The following is a 16,670-nucleotide window of genomic DNA, read 5'->3' on the forward strand; positions in this document are numbered from 1 at the left end:
AACGCCTCAGCGGCGTGGGTTGCCGGCCAGTCGCTGCATTTTCTGCCAGTGTCCCGGGGCCAGGCCGAAGGTGGTACGGAACTGGCGGGTCATGTGGCTCTGGTCGGTGAACCCGGCCATCAGCGCGGCCTCGCTCAGCGAGTGGCCCTGCACCAGCAGCGAACGGACCAGGTCCAGCCGGCGCATGCTCAGGTAGCGATAGGGGCTGGTGCCGAACAGCAGGCGGAAGTCGCGGCACAGGTTCCAGCGGTCGCGACCGCTGTGCTCGGCCAGTTCATCGAGGGTTACGGTGCGGTCCAGCGCGCTGTGAATGAACTCGCGGGCCCGCTCCGCCGCCTGGTAGTCGAAGCTGCGACGTTTGCCCGGCGCACCGCAGACCGCGTTCAGGGCCTGGGCCAGGTCGAAGATCGCATCCTGTTCTTCCAGCGGGTCGAGGGCGTTGTCCATGCTCTGCAGCAAGGCTTCGGTGGCGACCCGCAGACGCGGATCGGCACTCAGCCCGCCGGGCACGAAGGGCAGGGGCTGGCCGCCGAGGGCCGACTGGATCAGCGAAGGCTGCAGGTAGATCATCCGGTACTTGAAGCCGTCGCGGGTTCCGGCCTCGCCGTCGTGCACCTCGTCCGGGTGCAGCACCATGGTGCCGCCGGGCAGGCTGTGACGCTGGCTGCCGCGATACTTGAAACTCTGCACGCCGCTCAGGGTGCGGCCGATGGCGTAGGTGTCGTGGCGGTGGAGCGTGAAGCCGTGCCCGGAAAAGAACGCTTCGAAGCGTTCCATCTGGTTGGACTGCGGTGCGCGCTGCACCCAGTCGACATTCGGCGTTTGCTTGCCCATGGCCCTGCCTGCCCTTTTCCTGACCGAGATACGCGGCACCGGCCTGGCCGAATGTCCGCGTCCTCGGATAGTAAAGGAAAATGCCGGGCTCTGCTTGGCGCCAAGCTCCAGTGCCGCCCTCTAGTCCCGCAGGCGCACCACCCCCTCGATCTCGACTGCCGCGCCACCGGGCAGGGAATGCACGCCGATGGCCGAACGGGCGTGCCGGCCGCGCTCGCCGAATACCTGGGTCAGCACCTCGGAAGCGGCATTGATCACGTCGGACTGGGCACCGAACTCGGCCTGGGCACGCACGTAACCGGTGATCCGCACCACCTGCCCGACCCGTTCCAGGTCACCGTCACAGGCCGCCGCGACAATCGACAGGAAGTTCGCCAGGCACAGGCGCGCGGCTTCCCGGGCCTGCTCGATCGACAGTTGCTGGCCGACGATCCCGGTATGGCGGATTTCCTCGTTGTAGCGCGGCACCTGGCCGGACACCCACAGCAGGTTGCCGTCGCGCAGGCCCAGCTGGAAGTGCAGGGGGGCCACGAAACGCTGCGGCGGATCGGGGTAGAGTGCCTCCAGCCGGGCCTTGAACGGCGGCAGGAGGTCACTGAACGGCAGCCACTGGGGCTTCGGATCAGGCGCCATGAACGTCTCCCGCCGGCTGTTGCTCGGTGGCAAAGGCGCTGTAGCCGCCGACAAAACAGCCGGTCGGTGTGGTGCCGCCGTGGCCCAGGTCGAAGCGTACGTAGATATCCGAAGGACGCCCCATGGCGCGGCCCTGATGCACCAGGATCGGCGTTTCACCGGCCTCGATCATCCCGTACTCCAGCAGGCCGAAGGCCAGGGCCGTCGCGGCGATGCCGGTGGCGGCGTCTTCGGGGTAACCCGAGGCCTTGGGGAACTGGCGGCTGTCGAACTGGCGCTCGACGCCAGGGTGCGGGCAGAACAGGTAGAAACCGGTGGAGTCCAGCAGCTCGCACAAGGCTTCGATCCGTGGCGAGTCGGGCCGGGCGGCGTCCAGCAACTCGGGGCTTCTCACCGGAATCAGGGTCTTGACCCGGCTGGTGGCGGCGTTGAGGAACGGCAGATCGAGGATATCGGCGGGCTGCAGGCCGATGGCTTCAATGATCTGCCCGCGCAGCTCCGGACGCTTCAGCGTTTCCACGGTGCCCAGGGGCTGGGAAATCTCGATAAACGGGTCTTCGAGTCCGCCGTCCTGGACATGGGCGGTCACGGTGCCGCTGAGGGTCTCGATGGACAGCCGGCTGCGGTCCAGCTTGCCGAGCTTGTGCAGCAGCCAGACCGTGCCGATGGTGGCGTGGCCGCACATGTTCATTTCGTGCAGCGGGACGAAAAAGCGGAAGCGGTAGTCGTTGGCGCCGGGTTGTTCGGGGTTGAACGCAAAACCGCTTTCATGACCGTAGGCGCGGGCGATGGCGGTCATCTGCTCGGCCGCGAGGCCTTCGGCATCGACGACGATGGGCGCCGGGTTGCCGCCGCCGCGCTTGGACTTGAACACTTCTACAACCTGTACATCACTCATACCAGACCTCGAAAGACGGGAGACGAGGTCGATTGTGGCAATGGCGCCGGGACGGCTCTAGGTCGATCGGGTCGACGATGCGGACATTTGGGCCATGCCTCAATGAGGCTTGCGCAGATCGCTGGGCACCAGCCCCAGGTAACGCTTGAACAGGCGGGCCAGGTAGGAAGGTGAATCGATGCCTACCGCCAGGCTGACTTCCAGGATCGACAGCGAGGTGCTGGAAATCAGCCGGGCGGCCGTCTCCACCCGCGTGCGGTTGGTGAAGTCCACCAGGGTTTCCTCGGCAAAGGCCTTGAACAGACGGGTCAGGTGGCGGCGCGACAAGTGGAACTGGTAGCCGATGGTGTCGACATCGAGGTTGTCCTGCAGGTGATCGCGCACGTACATCTGGATGTCGCGCACCAGCAGGGCGTTGCGATGGCTCTCGGTGCCTTGCAGCGTCGGTTGCTGGCGCGCGATCAGTCGTGCGCATTCCTCGAACAGCAGGTGATTGAGATGCGGCAACTGGCGATTGAAGGCTTCGGCGGACGAGGCCCGGGCGAGCTGGTCGTGCAGGCGCAGGATGCTGTCCAGTGCTTCGCTGCCCTGCCAGATCCCGGAGCGCGTGGCCTGGGTGGCGAAGCGGTCGTAGCCGGCGAGCTGCCCATGGTGGGCGATGTAGTTCGAGTCGATATACAGCGTGATATGTCTTTCCCGGCCGGGGGCGGCCTGGGTCGAGTGGGCGAAGTCCGCCGGTACCAGGGAAAACGCCTGGCGCGAGACGTGCACCGCGTTGCTCGTGCTTTCGGTCGACAGGAACAACCCGCCCTGACGCGGCAACAGCAGCATATGACAGTCGTGGGCGTGCCAGTCCTGGGCATAGCCGGTGCTTTCGCTGATCTCGAAACGGAACACATCGGGCGACATGCCGCTGAGCTTGGGCGATAAATGGGCCATGGGATTGACCTCCAGAGTGGTCATTCAGGGGGATCGCGTTATCGTTCACGTCCATCGCCAGCAAGCCGGCTCCTACAGGCTGGCGTTCCACTACGAAGATAGTGTCGTGCGCAAAACTTGTAGGAGCCGGCTTGCTGGCGATAGGGCCCGCCAGAACACCGAAGGCCTCTGTGGCGAGCCTAGTCTATCCGTTAACGCACCGGGACAAACGCCTGCTCGTCGTCTGGTTGTGGCTTCGACAGCGATTTCCAGTAGCGCTCGCCAACGGCATCGTCGTACATGCCTTCCCAGCGGGCCACCACCAGCACCGCCAGGGCATTGCCGACGATGTTCAGGGCGGTGCGGGCCATGTCCATGATCCGGTCGACACCGGCGATAAAGGCCAGTCCTTCCAGGGGAATCCCGACGCTGCCCAGCGTCGCCAGCAGCACCACGAAGGATACCCCCGGCACCCCGGCAATACCCTTGGACGTGACCATCAGCGTCAGCACCAGGGTGACCTGTTGCCCCAGGGACAAGTCGATGCCGTACAACTGCGCGATAAAGACCGCCGCGATGCTCTGGTACAGGGTCGAACCGTCGAGGTTGAACGAGTAGCCGGTCGGCACCACGAAGCGGCTGATGGCTCGCGGTGCACCGTAGGCTTCCATCTTCTCGATGATCCGTGGCAACACGGTTTCCGAACTGGCGGTGGAATAGCCGAGGATCATCTCGGCCTTGAGGATCCGCATCAGCTTGAATACCGAGAAGCCGCAGGCGCGGGCCACCAGGCCGAACACCACCACGCCGAAAAAGGCGATGGCGGCATAGACCAGACTGACCAGGCGCGCCAGCGGCCACAGCGAGGCGAAGCCGAAGTTGGCGACCGTCACCGAAATCAGCGCGAACACCCCCAGCGGGGCATAACGCATGATCATGTGGGTGACCTTGAACATGCTCTGGGACACCCCTTCCAGCACACTCACCAGCGGCAGGCGCAACTCGTCCTTGAGGCTCGACAGGCCCAGGCCGAACATCACCGAGAAAAAGATGATCGGCAACATGTCGCCGCGCACGATGGCCGCGAAGACATTGGACGGCACCAGGTTCAGCAGGGTGGTGATAAAGGCGTGGTTTGCCTGGACCTCGTTGGTGGTCTTCTCGTACTGCGAGATATCGGTGGTGCCCAGCAGGCTCATGTCGATGCCATGGCCCGGCTGGAACAGGTTGGCCAGGACCAGCCCGACAATGATCGCCAGGGTGGTGATGATCTCGAAATAGACCATGGTCTTGAAGCCGATGCGTCCGAGCTTCTTGCCGTCGCCGACCCCGGCGATGCCGACGATCAGCGAGGAAATGACGATCGGGATGACGATCATCTTGATCAGGCGGATAAACAGGTCGCCCGCCGGTTGCAGGATCGTGCCGATCCACCAGGTCTTGTCGCTGCCTGCGTGATGGAGTAGCGCGCCGACGGCGATGCCCAGGATCAGACCGATCACGATCTGCCAGGCGAGGCTCAGTTTTGCCTTGGTCATAGTAGGTGGGTTCCCATGTTGTTAGATGTAGATGCGGGGCGCCGGGGTGAGCAGAGGCTCGCCGCTTGTGCCGTGCAGCGGTAGCGCAGTTCGATGTTGAGCTTCGGATCGGCACTCATGGATGCCGATCGGGCCGGCCATGCTCACGATTGGGCCATGGCTCGTACGGGCTGAGCGACGGCGGCTCTGTTAGACTCGGTGAATTTGAGATCGCGAGGTGTACCGATGAGCGAACCGATTCGCCTGACCCAGTACAGCCACGGCGCAGGCTGTGGTTGCAAGATTTCGCCCCAGGTGCTGGAAGTGATCCTCGCCGGCAGTGGCGCCCAGAACCTGGACCCGAAGCTCTGGGTCGGCAACGCCTCCCGCGACGACGCGGCGGTGTATGCCATTGATGAGGAACGTGGGGTGGTCTCGACCACCGACTTTTTCATGCCGATCGTCGACGATCCCTTCGATTTCGGTCGGATTGCCGCCACCAATGCCATCAGCGACATCTACGCCATGGGCGGCGACCCGCTGATGGCCATCGCCATTCTCGGCTGGCCGGTGAATGTCCTGGCGCCGGAAATCGCCCGTGAAGTGATCCGTGGCGGCCGCGCCGTCTGCGACGCCGCCGGTATCCCGCTGGCCGGCGGGCACTCGATCGATGCCCCCGAGCCGATCTTCGGCCTGGCCGTCACCGGCCTGGTGGACAAGCGCCATATGAAGCGCAACGACACCGCCACCGCCGGTTGCACCCTGTACCTGACCAAGCCCCTGGGCATCGGCGTGCTGACCACCGCGGAAAAGAAGGGCAAGCTGCGCAACGAGGACGTCGGCGTGGCCCGCGACTGGATGTGCACCCTGAACAAGCCTGGCAGCCGCTTCGGCAAGCTGGCGGGCGTGACCGCGATGACCGATGTCACCGGCTTCGGCCTGTTGGGGCATCTGGTGGAGATGGCCGACGGCAGCGGTCTCACCGCGCGCATCGTGTATGAACAGGTGCCGCGCCTGCCGGCGGTGGAGTACTACCTGGACCAGGGTTGCGTGCCCGGCGGTACGCTGCGCAATTTCGACAGCTATGCGAGCAAGGTCGGCCCCCTGCGCGAACTGCACAAGCGCGTGCTGTGCGACCCGCAGACCAGCGGCGGCCTGCTGGTGGCGGTCACGACCGAAGGCCAGGCGGAGTTTCTTGCCGTCGCCGCCGAACTGGGCCTGGCCCTGGAGCCCATCGGCCAGTTGGTGGAGCGACAGAGCCACGCGGTAGAGGTGCTCTGATGTCCGGCGATATCACCGACTACCGCGAACTGTTTCTCAACGATGTGCCGATGATGGACACCCGGGCCCCGGTCGAATTCGCCAAGGGCTCCTTTCCCGGCGTGATCAACCTGCCGCTGATGACCGACCTGGAACGCCAGCGGGTCGGCACCTGCTACAAGCAGCACGGCCAGCAGGCGGCCATTGTCCTCGGTCACCAGCTGGTGTCCGGCGATATCAAGGCGGACCGGCTGCAGGCCTGGGCCGATTTCACCCGGGCCCATCCCGATGGCGTGCTGTATTGCTTCCGTGGCGGCCTGCGCTCGCAGATCGTCCAGCAATGGCTCAAGGAAGCCGGGATCGACTATCCGCGTGTGACCGGCGGCTACAAGGCCATGCGTACCTTCCTGCTGCAGAGTATCGAGCAGGCGGTGGCGCAAGCCGACTTCCTGCTGTTGGGCGGCATGACCGGGACCGGCAAGACCGATGTGATCGTCCAGTTGGACAACAGCCTGGACCTGGAGGGACACGCCAATCATCGCGGTTCCAGTTTCGGCAAGCGCGCCACCGGGCAGCCATCCAATATCGACTTCGAAAACCGCCTGGCCGTGGACCTGCTGAAGAAGCGTGCCCGGGGTATCGGGCAGTTCGTGCTGGAAGACGAGAGCCGCATGGTCGGACGTTGTGCCTTGCCGCTGGCGCTGTACCAGGGCATGCAGCAGTTCTCCATGGTCTGGCTCGAAGACACCCTGGAAAGCCGGGTCGAGCGGATCCTGCGCGACTATGTGGTGCAGCTCTGCGCGGAATTTGTCGAGGTGCATGGGGAGCAGGGGTTCAAGCTGTTCGCCGAGCGGTTGCTGGCGAGCCTCGACAACATCCACAAGCGCCTGGGCGGCGAGCGTCATCAGCGCATGCGCGGGTTGATGGCCGATGCCCTGGCGGAGCAGGAGCGCAGCGGCAGTGTCGACCTGCACCGCGCCTGGATCCAGGGCCTGCTCAACGAATACTACGACCCGATGTATGCCTTCCAGCGGGAAAGCAAAGGTGCGCGCATCGAGTTTGCCGGCGAGCAGGCGGCGGTGCTGGAGTACCTCAGCGCCCGTCGGCGCACCTGAGAGTCTGAAGATGCCGCCTATGGGAACGGGCTTGTGTCGGAGCAGAACCTGTGGGAGCGGGCTTGCCCGCGAAGAGGGCCTGGAGGCCGCCAGAAGCTTCGCGGGCAGGCACCGCTCCCATACGGGGCCTCGGTGGGTCTAGAGAATCACCACCGCCACCAGGCCGCTGACGACCCCCACCAGCATGGTCAGCACGGCCACGGTAACCAGGACCCGGGCATCGAAGTCCTTGCGCAGCATCAGCAGCGACGGCAGGCTGATGCTCGGCAGGGTCATCAGCAGCGCGACAGCGGGGGCGGTGCCCAGGCCCAGGGTCATCATGGTCTGCACGATAGGGATTTCCGCTGCCGTCGGAATCACGAACAATGTCCCGATGATCGCCAGCGGCACCAGCCACAGCAGGCTGTTGCCCATCGCCCCGTCGACATGGGGAAACAGCCAGACCCGTGCCGCGCCCAGCAGCAGGACCGCCAGGATATAGATCGGAATGGTGCTCCAGAACAATTGCCAGAGGGTCTTGCCCCAGCGGGCGAAGAAGCCCCGGGTGTCCGCGTTGCTGGCTTCGGCCACCGCTTCCACGGCCGGTTCGGGCAGGGTTTGCGGGCGCGAAATGCGCTGGGCGATCAGTGATACCCCGAGCACCAGCACCAGGCCGGCCACCAGGCGGATCGCACTGAAGCCCCAGCCCAGTACAAAGCCCATGAACACCAACGTGGCCGGGTTGAGCACCGGGTTGGCGATCCAGAATGCCAGTGCCGCGCCGACCGAGACATTCTGCCGGCGCATCCCCGCGGCCACCGGGGCCGCGCAGCACGAGCACATCATGCCGGGCAGGGCGAACAGCCCGCCGCGCAGGGTCGAACCGAAGCCGGCGCGACCGAACAGGCGCAGCAGCCAGTCCTTGGGAATCAGCACCTGCAGCAACGAGCCGAGGATCACCGCCAGGACCGCGGCTTTCCAGATCGCCAGGAAATACACCTGGGCATAGGCCAGCGCGGCGGCGACCGGCGAGGCCGGATTGTCATTGATGATCGACGCGCCGATGCTGTGGCTGTCGGCGGCGACAAAGGCCTTGGCGTAATAGGGCGACCACTTGACGTAGTACAGGCCGATGGCGGCGATGGCGAGAAACAGCAACGGTTTCCACCAGAGCGACCAACCCCGGGCAGGGGTGGTGGAGGTAAGTGAAGTCATGGGGCGCGGTGTCCGGAAGCGAGTGAAGGATGATGGGTGAATGATAACCCAGGCCCTGGCCTTCGCCACGTCATTCCCCGCCGAAAGCCTTGTAGGAGCGGGCTTGCCGGCTTGACACCGTGGGAGCGGGCTTGCCCGCGAAGCTTTTGAGCGGACGCGAAGCGTCCCATAAGGCATGCCCACGCCGGAGCATGGCCACGATCAAAACCTGTGCGGGATCAGGTCATCGGTGGCAGGCGCCGCTTGACCGGGGTTTTCTTGACGATGGCGGTGTTGGTCTCGGCATGGCTGTTGAGGCGGTCGAGCAGGGTATCCAGCTGTTCCATGTCACGCACATGCAGGCGGGCGATAAAGCAGTCGTCGCCGGTGACCTTGTCGCATTCGGTGAATTCCGGGATGGCCTGGATCTGTCGCTCCACCACCTGCAACTGCCCGGGCAGCGGCCGGATACGCACGATGGCCTGCAACAGGTAACCGAAGGACTTGGGCTCGACTTCGACGGTGTAGCCCCTGATCACCCCGCGTTCCTCCAGGCGACGCAGGCGTTCGGCGACGCTGGGCGAGGACAGCCCGCTGATCTGCGCCAGGGCCTTGAGGGAGCGCCGCGAGTCTTCCATCAGCGCCGTGAGCAAGAGTTGGTCAATCGCGTCAGTCATACTGGCCTCGTAAGGTGATATGAAGATTCTGCCTTGATAAAAAAGGCAAGTTCGATATTCAGCCTGTCATAGGCGCTGGAGAAGCGCCAGGCCCGCTTGGCATACTTTTGTCATCTGCCAAGGAGTCGAATCATGCATCAATCACTGCATCGCGGGTCGCTGGAAATGGTCGCGGCCATGTTGATCTCGGGAACCATCGGCTGGTTCGTGCTGGTGTCCGGCCAGCCGGTACTGGACGTGGTGTTCTGGCGTTGCCTGTTCGGCGCGCTGACCCTGCTGGCGATCTGCGCCGCCATGGGCTTTTTGCGGCCGGGCATGCTGACCCGGACCACCTTCCTGCTGGCGGTGCTCAGCGGGGTGGCGATCGTCGGCAACTGGGTGCTGTTGTTCGCTTCCTACTCGCGGGCCTCGATTGCCATCGGCACGGCGGTCTACAACGTCCAGCCCTTCATGCTGGTGGGGCTGGCCGCGCTGTTTCTCGGCGAGAAGATCACCGTGCAGAAACTGTTCTGGCTGACCCTGGCCTTTGCCGGAATGCTGGCGATTGTCAGTGCCCATGGGCAACAGGGGGAAAGTGGCGGCGACTACCTGCTGGGCATCGGCCTGGCCCTGGGGGCGGCGCTGCTGTATGCCTTTGCCGCGCTGATCATCAAGCGCCTGGCGGGGACGCCGCCGCATCTGATCGCACTGATCCAGGTCTGTACCGGCGTGCTGTTGCTGGCGCCATGGGCGAATGTGTCAGGCCTGCCGGCGCAGGCCAGTGCCTGGGGTAGCCTGCTGACCCTGGGTATCGTCCATACCGGCGTGATGTATGTGCTGTTGTATGGGGCGATCCAGAAGTTGCCGACGGCCCTGACCGGAGCGCTGTCGTTCATCTATCCGATTGCGGCCATCTTCGTCGACTGGTTCGCCTTCGGCCATCGCCTGGAGCTGTTGCAGTGGCTCGGCGTGATCGCGATCCTGCTGGCGGCCGCGGGCATGCAACAGGGCTGGACGCCCTGGGCACGCCGGGTTGCAGCGCGCGGATAATGATCGTTCCCACTGATCGTACTGATCGTTCCCACGCTCCGCGTGGGAATGCAGCCCGTGACGCTCTGCGTCACAAGAGCGGACGCAGAGCGTCCGCAAAGGCATTCCCCCGCTGGAGCGTGGGAACGATCATGCCCCTGAATCAGTTGCGATAACGCGCCGCCGGCAGCACCTGCATGTAGTTCGGCAACATCGCCAGGCGCGCGGCTTCCAGGGCTTGCCATTGGCCTTCGTCCGGCAGTGGCGGAATGGTCACGGTTTCGCGGCGATCAAAGCCCACCAGCGCCGCATCCACCAGGTCATCGACCTCCATCACGGCTGACAGATCCTCGACCCGCTTGCCGGAACGCTCCCAGATCTCGGTGCGGGTGGCCGACGGCAACACCGCCTGCACATACAGCCCCTGGGCGCCCAGTTCGATATTCAGCCCCTGGCTGAGGAACAGCACGAAGGCCTTGGTCGCCCCGTAGACCGTCAACTGGATTTCCGGGGCCAGGCCGACCACCGACGCCACGTTGATGATCGAGCCGCCACCGGCCTTGACCAGGCGTGGGGTGATGGCGCTGGTCAGACGGGCGAGGGCGGTGATGTTGAGGTTGATGATCTGGCTCACCACGTCCGGCGTCTGCTCGATAAAGGTACCGGTGCCGTTCATGCCGGCGTTGTTGATCAGGATACCGATGCTGGCATCGTCCTTGACCCGTGTTTCGATGCGGGCCAGGTCGTTGGCATCGGTCAGGTCGGCCTGCAGCACGTCCACCGTCACGCCGGTTTCGCCGCGCAGGCGCTCGGCCAGCACATCCATGCGGGCCTTGTCCCGGGCAACCAAGACCAGATTGTGTCCACGCTTGGCGAAACGGTCGGCATAGACGGCGCCGATACCGGTGGAGGCGCCTGTGATCAGGACGGCAGGTTTGACGGTCATGGCAAGTAATCCTCGTTGCGTTGATTTAATCATGATGTATGTCATGTTTAGTAAATATGATCGCTGTCATGTATACTGTCAAGCCTATCAGCGGAGGTTCGGATGAAAGTCAGTCGCGAGCAGGTTGCGCAAAACCGCGTGAATATCCTCGAGGCCGCCAGCCGGCTGTTTCGGGCCCACGGCTATGAGGCGGTCACGGTTGCGCAGGTGATGAAGGCCGCGGGCTTGACCCATGGTGGTTTCTACGGGTATTTCGCCTCGAAGGACGATCTGGTGGCCCAGTCCCTGGCCCATGTGTTTTCCACGGCGCCGCCGGCGGGAGCCGATGTGGCGGCTTATGTCACGCAGTACCTGAGTACCGCGCACCGCGAAGACTGTGCCGGCGGTTGTCCGATGGCCGGCCTGGCCTCGGAAACCAGCCGCCAGGCCCCCGAGGCGCGGGCGCAGATGAGCAGCAGCATCCGGCGCCAGATCGCCCGCCTGAGCGAAGGCTTGCCCGGTGCCACCGCCGGGGAAAAACGCCGCGCCGCCACCGGCAACTGGGCGGCGATGGTCGGTGCCATGGTGCTGGCGCGGGTGTGTGACGATCCGCTGATGGCCGATGAACTACTCAAGGACACCCGCGACTGGTTGCTGGAGAAAGACCGGCCCGCCTGACGGCTCAGGCGCCGGGTTGCGGCTCGCAGGCCAGCGCCTGGCGCACGCAGCATCGGGCGAGCAGGGTGGTCGGGTCGATCAGGCTGACCACGCCGCTGTCCAGGGCAAACCGCTCGGCATGGGGCAGGATCAGGGGCAGTTCGGTGCACCCGAGGATCAGCACCGATGCCCCGGCCTGGCACAAATGGTCGGCGGCTTCGAGCAACTGCTCGCGGCAAAGGCCGTCGGTGTACCCGGCCTTGACGCCCCGTTCGCCATAGATGGCCGCCATGACCAGCGCCTGCACCGCCGGTTCGGGCTCGATCAGCCGCAGTCCCAGCTGCTGCGCAACCTCATGGTAGACACGACTCTGCAGGGTGCCCGAAGTGGCGAGCAAGCCGACGATTTTCCCCGCGCCATGCCGATCGGCGATATGGCGGACGGTCTCGCTGAGCATATTGATGATCGGCGTGCGCAGGTAAGGCTGGATGCGCTCGACAAAGGCATGGGCGGTGTTGCAGGGAATGGCGATGGCGTGGGCGCCTTCCTGCTCCAGGCGTTTGCAGGTGGCGTACAGCGCCATGCTCGGGTCGGTGGCCTGGTGCAGCAGGTTGGCGGTGCGGTCGGGAATCTGCGGGTTCTGCTCGACCACCATCCTGATATGGTCCTGATCCTTGTCCGCCGGTGTGTGCCGGATCACCTTGGCCATGAAGTCGACCGTCGCCGCCGGGCCGACACCGCCGACGATGCCCAGCTTGAACCGCGGCGGCGGACGCTGGTCGCTGGCCCGGGTCGCGTAGTCGGCGTAGAGCTGGTTGGCATCGAGCAACGGAACGCCGCGGCGTTGCAGATCGAGGCTGACCAGCGACAGCTCGGTCATGCCTGGCAGGATCAGCGCCACGTCCTGCTCCAGCAGTTCCAGGCAGGCCTGGTGCAGGTGTTCCAGGGGCGGTCCGTCGAAACAGCCATCCTTGATCCCGTCGACACCGTACATGGCGTCCATCAGGCGGGCCTGAGTGGCATCGCCGGGATAGACCAGTTCATGGTCGGCGCCGAAGTAGCGCTCGAACAACCCGCCATGGCGCACATAGTCCGAGGTCAGCACGCCCAGCCGGCTGCCCCGGGGCAATGTCCGCTCGACCTGCTGGCGCAACGCGCCGAGCAGGTCGAATACCGGGATGTCCAGCTCGGCCTGGATCTCCTCGCGAAAGGTATGGCTGGCAAAGCACGGCAGCAGAATGGCATCGGCACCGCCACTCTCCAGGGACTGGCACATCTGGAACGCATAGAACTTGCGTGAGCTCATGCTGGCGTCGCGGTCCAGTGGCAGCAGCACATCCTTGAATGGGTGTTGCTCGAACAGAAAGTGATAGCGGCCCTGATCGGCCAGTACCGAACGGCTCCTGATCAGCTTGAAGAACAGGTCGCCTCCGGCCAGCGAGCCGAGGCCCCCGACGATGCCGAAGGTCTTGCCGGGTGTGCTGGGGTTGTTTGCTTTCATGATGACCAGACTCAAGCCAGGGACGATACGGTGGGTGCGCTGCGAACGGGGGCATCGGCGGGCGTGTCCGTTTGCACACCGTCTTCCATCTTCGCCACCACGGCGGTGGCGATGCTGTTGCCGACGATGTTGGTCGCGGTACGGCCCATGTCGAGGAACTGGTCGATGCCGATGATTAGCAACAGGCCGGCCTCGGGCAGGTTGAACATCGGCAGGGTCGCGGCAACCACCACTACCGAGGCCCGGGCCACGCCGGCCATGCCCTTGCTGGTGACCATCAGGGTCAACAGGATCAGTGCCTGCTGGGTGAAGCTCAGGTCGATGTTGTAGGCCTGGGCGATAAACATGATCGCGAAGGCCTGGTACATCATCGAACCGTCGAGGTTGAACGAATAACCCAGGGGCAATACAAAGCTGGAGACGCGCTTGGGCGTGCCGAATTTCTCCAGGGCCTCGATGGTCTTGGGATAGGCCGATTCGCTGCTGGCGGTGGAGAAGGCCAGCAAGACCGGTTCGCGGATCAGTTTGCCCAGGCGCCATACCGAACGGCCGAGGAACAGGTAGCCGGCACTGAACAGCAGGGCCCAGAGCAGCAGGATGCCGAGGTAGAACTCACCGATCAGCTTGCCGTAGTCCAGCAACAGGCCAAGACCCTCGGTGGTGATTGCGGCGGCGATGGCGCAGAACACGCCGATGGGCGCGAAACACATCACGTAGTCGGTGATGCGGAACATGATTTTCGCCAGTTCATCCACCAGGTTGCCAATGCCGCTGTAGCCCTGTTTCTTGAGGAAGGACAGGGCAAAGCCGAAGAACAGCGAGAAGATCACGATCTGCAGGATCTCGTTGTTGGCCATGGCTTCGGCGATGCTGCGGGGAAACACGTGGCCGATAAAGGTCTTGAGGCTGAAGTCGCCGATATTCACCGGTACCGCGGCCGCGCCGGCCTGTACTTGCAGGTTGAGGCCCGCACCGGGCTGGAACAGATTCACCAGCAACATGCCGATCAGCAGGGACAGCACCGAGGCACTGACAAACCAGGTCATCGCCTTCAGGCCGATCCGGCCCACGGAGCGCGAGCTGCCCATGCTGGCGATCCCACCCACCAGGGTGGCGAATACCAGCGGGGCGATGATCATCTTGATCATGCGCAGGAAGATATCGGTCACCAGGCTGAAATAGCCGGCCAGTTCCCTGGCGGCCCTGGCGTCGCCGGCGTAGCGGTGGCACGCCCAGCCCACCAGGATGCCGAGGACAATCGCCAGAGCGATTTGTTTTGGAAGTCGTTTGCTGTTCACAGGAACACCCTCAAGGACAGATCGTTGTTTTTTTCATCACGTGGCGACACGTTGGATGGGGTTTCAGCAGGGGCAAGTCGAAGCAGCGGCCGCTTGTTCTTGTCGTGTGTGGCAAGGGCCGATGTCGCCAGTCTATGAGCGACCGCGGGACTCGATGATGAGTAAATGCCATACACTCATGCGTAATCGGAATAGTTTGCCGGCGCTGATTGCCCGACACTGGCGCCTGTCTCCGACTACCCGTCCTCATCATCGCCCAATAGCCATTGTCGGGAGCCACCATGCAGATCAAGTGGATAGACGACATCCTCGCGGTTGCCGAACTGAAGAACTTTTCCCGCGCGGCTGAAGTGCGCTGCATCACCCAGTCAGCGCTGTCGCGGCGGATTCGTTCCCTGGAGGAGTGGGTCGGGGTGGAACTGGTGGATCGCGGCACCTATCCGGTGCAACTGACCCCGGCGGGCCGGACTTTTTGCGAGCAGGGCCGGGAAACCCTCGCCGACCTCATGGAACTGCGCTCGACCCTGCGCCATGGCGACCGCATGCCCGGACGGTCGATCCAGGTCGCGGCCGGGCACAGCCTGTCGATGACCTTCCTGCCCAAGTGGCTGATGCGCTTCCAGCGCGGCAACGCCGGCTTCAATGCCCGGGTCGTGGCGGCCAATATCCATGACGCGGTCATCGCGCTGGCGGAAGGCGGCTGCGACCTGATGATCGGGTATCACCATCCCCAGGCACCGATCCTGCTCGACCCGGAGAAGTTCATCAGCCTGACCCTCGGGCATGACTCGTTCATCCCGGTGTCGGCGCCGGACAAGCGCGGGGCGCCGCTGTATGCCTTGCCCGGCAAGAAGAGCGCACCGTTGCCTTACCTGGCCTACACCGCCACGACCTTTCTCGGGCGGGTGGTGGAGGTGATCCTGAAAAACGCCGACAGCCCCTGCGAACTGAACCGCTGCTATGAAGCCGACATGGCCATGCTGCTGATGAAGATGGCCCAGGAAGGCTACGGCATCACCTGGCTGCCCGAGAGTGCGGTGCTCGACGAGTTGCACAAGGGCACGCTGGTCCGCGCCGGCGGCCCGGCCTGGAGCGCCGACCTGGAAATCCGTTCCTATTGTTCGGTGGCCAATGCCAACCCGACCATGCGCGAGTTGTGGAAATCCCTGGAGGCCGAGCGGCGCCCGATCTGAACGCGCTCGCCCGTTGCCGCGCGCAAACCTCAGATCGTCTCGGTTTCCCTGAACGAAAGCGGGCTGCCCAGGGTGTAGCGGGCGATTTCATCCTTGCGCATGAACTTCACCCCATGATGACTGTTGGCGTATTTCAGGAACTCATCCCAGACCCTGACCATCTGGGGTGAGCCGCTGATGCGATCGTGGGCGCTGATGGACATCATCCGACGGCGCGTGCTGCCTTCTTCGTAAAGCTGGTCGAAGTCGAGCTTGACCTGTTCCAGGAACTGGCTCGGCGAGTAGTTGCGACCTTCGATCAGGAGGATGTCGTTGTTGCGCAGGGTATAGGGCACCACCACGAAATCCTTGTCGTTCACGGGCTCTATAAAGGGTTCGTCGCGACTGAGATCGTCGATATGGTAGAGGTAGCCGAGTTCCTGGAGCAGCGCCAGGGTGTTCGGGCCGCGTCGCAGCCAGTTGCAGTTGTAGCCGACGGGTTTCTGGCCGGTGACCTCTTCGATCATGTCCCGCGCCTGTTGCAGGAACAGCCGCTCTTCGTCACGGCTCATGGCGTATTGCGAACTCCAGCGTGGCCCGTGCCCCGCCGCTTCGTGACCGCGCCTGACGATCTCCCGGGCCAGTTCGGGATGATGTCGGGCCGCCTCGCCGATCATGTGGCAGGTGACCTTGACCCCATGGCGATCCCAGAGGTCCAGCATCCGTGGGATACCCTCCCGGTAGCCGTAGGCGAACCAGGTATTGGTGGCCGCGTCCGAGGGGACGCTGTCGGGAAAGTCGACACGGGGGAAGGGGCTGTCAGTGCCTTTTGGCGGTTGGCCACCGGCTTCGAACTGCATGGACACCGACACCACCAGGCGGGCATCGGCGGGCCAGAACCGGCCTTCGCCGCTTCGCGCCTTGCCGGCGGCGGTGCTGCCCGTCGCCGCCATTGCCGGAGGTATCAACGCGCCGGCCGCTAGAATGGCCGCCCCGGCCCCGGCCTGCTGGATGAAGGTCCGCCGCTGGGGATTTTCGGGCAGGTGCTGGGCGTCGGTGGTCGAGTCGTTCGGTTTCATGGGGT

16 protein-coding genes are annotated in these 16,670 nt (G+C 64.3%); 5 read left to right on the top strand and 11 right to left on the bottom strand.

Annotated elements, in window-relative coordinates; all coding sequences use genetic code 11:
• Positions 1–6: 6 nt before the first annotated feature.
• The 5 genes from ACL9RJ_RS00145 to gltP form a co-directional block, all read right to left on the bottom strand.
• Complete coding sequence (locus ACL9RJ_RS00145; RefSeq protein WP_212809628.1) at positions 7–834, bottom strand: AraC family transcriptional regulator; 828 nt, start codon at positions 832–834, stop codon at positions 7–9.
• A gap of 120 nt (positions 835–954) precedes the next feature.
• Positions 955–1,467 (bottom strand): RidA family protein, encoded by a 513-nt coding sequence (locus ACL9RJ_RS00150; RefSeq protein WP_212809626.1) that lies wholly within the window; start codon positions 1,465–1,467, stop codon positions 955–957.
• Positions 1,457–2,365 (bottom strand): PhzF family phenazine biosynthesis protein, encoded by a 909-nt coding sequence (locus ACL9RJ_RS00155; protein WP_212809624.1) that lies wholly within the window; start codon positions 2,363–2,365, stop codon positions 1,457–1,459. The genes ACL9RJ_RS00150 and ACL9RJ_RS00155 overlap by 11 nt, the downstream gene beginning before the upstream one ends.
• Before the next feature lie 99 nt (positions 2,366–2,464).
• A complete protein-coding gene (locus tag ACL9RJ_RS00160) occupies positions 2,465–3,304 on the bottom strand; it encodes a helix-turn-helix domain-containing protein (RefSeq protein WP_422764713.1) in 840 nt (279 codons plus the stop codon).
• A 191-nt stretch (positions 3,305–3,495) separates the two neighbouring features.
• On the bottom strand, positions 3,496–4,821 hold the full coding sequence (gltP, locus tag ACL9RJ_RS00165; RefSeq protein WP_212809622.1) for a glutamate/aspartate:proton symporter GltP: 1,326 nt from the start codon (positions 4,819–4,821) through the stop codon (positions 3,496–3,498).
• A gap of 225 nt (positions 4,822–5,046) precedes the next feature.
• Between gltP and selD the strand changes: the two genes are divergently transcribed.
• The gene (selD, locus tag ACL9RJ_RS00170; protein WP_017126087.1) at positions 5,047–6,081 is read left to right on the top strand and encodes a selenide, water dikinase SelD; all 1,035 of its coding nucleotides are present in this window, start codon (positions 5,047–5,049) and stop codon (positions 6,079–6,081) included.
• A complete protein-coding gene (mnmH, locus tag ACL9RJ_RS00175; RefSeq protein ID WP_212809620.1) occupies positions 6,081–7,175 on the top strand; it encodes a tRNA 2-selenouridine(34) synthase MnmH in 1,095 nt (364 codons plus the stop codon). Before selD ends, mnmH begins: the two co-directional genes overlap by 1 nt.
• Before the next feature lie 138 nt (positions 7,176–7,313).
• Here mnmH and ACL9RJ_RS00180 read toward each other — a convergent pair whose 3' ends face one another.
• A complete protein-coding gene (locus ACL9RJ_RS00180; RefSeq protein WP_177118067.1) occupies positions 7,314–8,369 on the bottom strand; it encodes a permease in 1,056 nt (351 codons plus the stop codon).
• A gap of 218 nt (positions 8,370–8,587) precedes the next feature.
• Positions 8,588–9,025 carry an Lrp/AsnC family transcriptional regulator gene (locus tag ACL9RJ_RS00185; RefSeq protein ID WP_017126084.1) on the bottom strand — a complete coding sequence of 146 codons (438 nt, stop codon included), beginning with the start codon at positions 9,023–9,025 and terminating at the stop codon, positions 8,588–8,590.
• 132 nt (positions 9,026–9,157) lie between these two features.
• On the opposite strand from ACL9RJ_RS00185, the gene ACL9RJ_RS00190 reads away from it, so the two are divergent.
• Entirely contained in the window at positions 9,158–10,054 is an 897-nt protein-coding gene (locus tag ACL9RJ_RS00190; protein ID WP_017126083.1) for a DMT family transporter, read from the top strand.
• Positions 10,055–10,196: 142 nt separating this feature from the next.
• Here ACL9RJ_RS00190 and ACL9RJ_RS00195 read toward each other — a convergent pair whose 3' ends face one another.
• The gene (locus tag ACL9RJ_RS00195; RefSeq protein WP_017126082.1) at positions 10,197–10,979 is read right to left on the bottom strand and encodes an SDR family NAD(P)-dependent oxidoreductase; all 783 of its coding nucleotides are present in this window, start codon (positions 10,977–10,979) and stop codon (positions 10,197–10,199) included.
• A gap of 102 nt (positions 10,980–11,081) precedes the next feature.
• Here ACL9RJ_RS00195 and ACL9RJ_RS00200 point away from each other — a divergent pair, with 102 nt between their 5' ends.
• Positions 11,082–11,636: a TetR/AcrR family transcriptional regulator gene (locus ACL9RJ_RS00200; RefSeq protein WP_103032467.1), complete on the top strand. Its 555-nt coding sequence runs from the start codon at positions 11,082–11,084 to the stop codon at positions 11,634–11,636.
• A gap of 4 nt (positions 11,637–11,640) precedes the next feature.
• Here the strand turns inward: ACL9RJ_RS00200 and ACL9RJ_RS00205 are convergent, their stop codons facing one another.
• Positions 11,641–13,116 (bottom strand): aspartate/glutamate racemase family protein, encoded by a 1,476-nt coding sequence (locus ACL9RJ_RS00205; RefSeq protein ID WP_017126081.1) that lies wholly within the window; start codon positions 13,114–13,116, stop codon positions 11,641–11,643.
• A gap of 11 nt (positions 13,117–13,127) precedes the next feature.
• Positions 13,128–14,414, bottom strand: coding sequence for a dicarboxylate/amino acid:cation symporter (locus tag ACL9RJ_RS00210; RefSeq protein WP_422764714.1), 1,287 nt, complete (start codon positions 14,412–14,414; stop codon positions 13,128–13,130).
• A 281-nt stretch (positions 14,415–14,695) separates the two neighbouring features.
• Here ACL9RJ_RS00210 and ACL9RJ_RS00215 point away from each other — a divergent pair, with 281 nt between their 5' ends.
• A complete protein-coding gene (locus ACL9RJ_RS00215) occupies positions 14,696–15,607 on the top strand; it encodes a LysR substrate-binding domain-containing protein (protein WP_103032468.1) in 912 nt (303 codons plus the stop codon).
• Between the two features lie 29 nt (positions 15,608–15,636).
• On the opposite strand, the gene ACL9RJ_RS00220 is transcribed toward ACL9RJ_RS00215, so the two are convergent.
• Entirely contained in the window at positions 15,637–16,665 is a 1,029-nt protein-coding gene (locus ACL9RJ_RS00220) for a polysaccharide deacetylase family protein (RefSeq protein ID WP_422764715.1), read from the bottom strand.
• Positions 16,666–16,670 lie beyond the last annotated feature (5 nt).

Source organism: Pseudomonas sp. Mn2068 (genome assembly GCF_049319725.1).
Classification (GTDB): domain Bacteria; phylum Pseudomonadota; class Gammaproteobacteria; order Pseudomonadales; family Pseudomonadaceae; genus Aquipseudomonas; species Aquipseudomonas gingeri.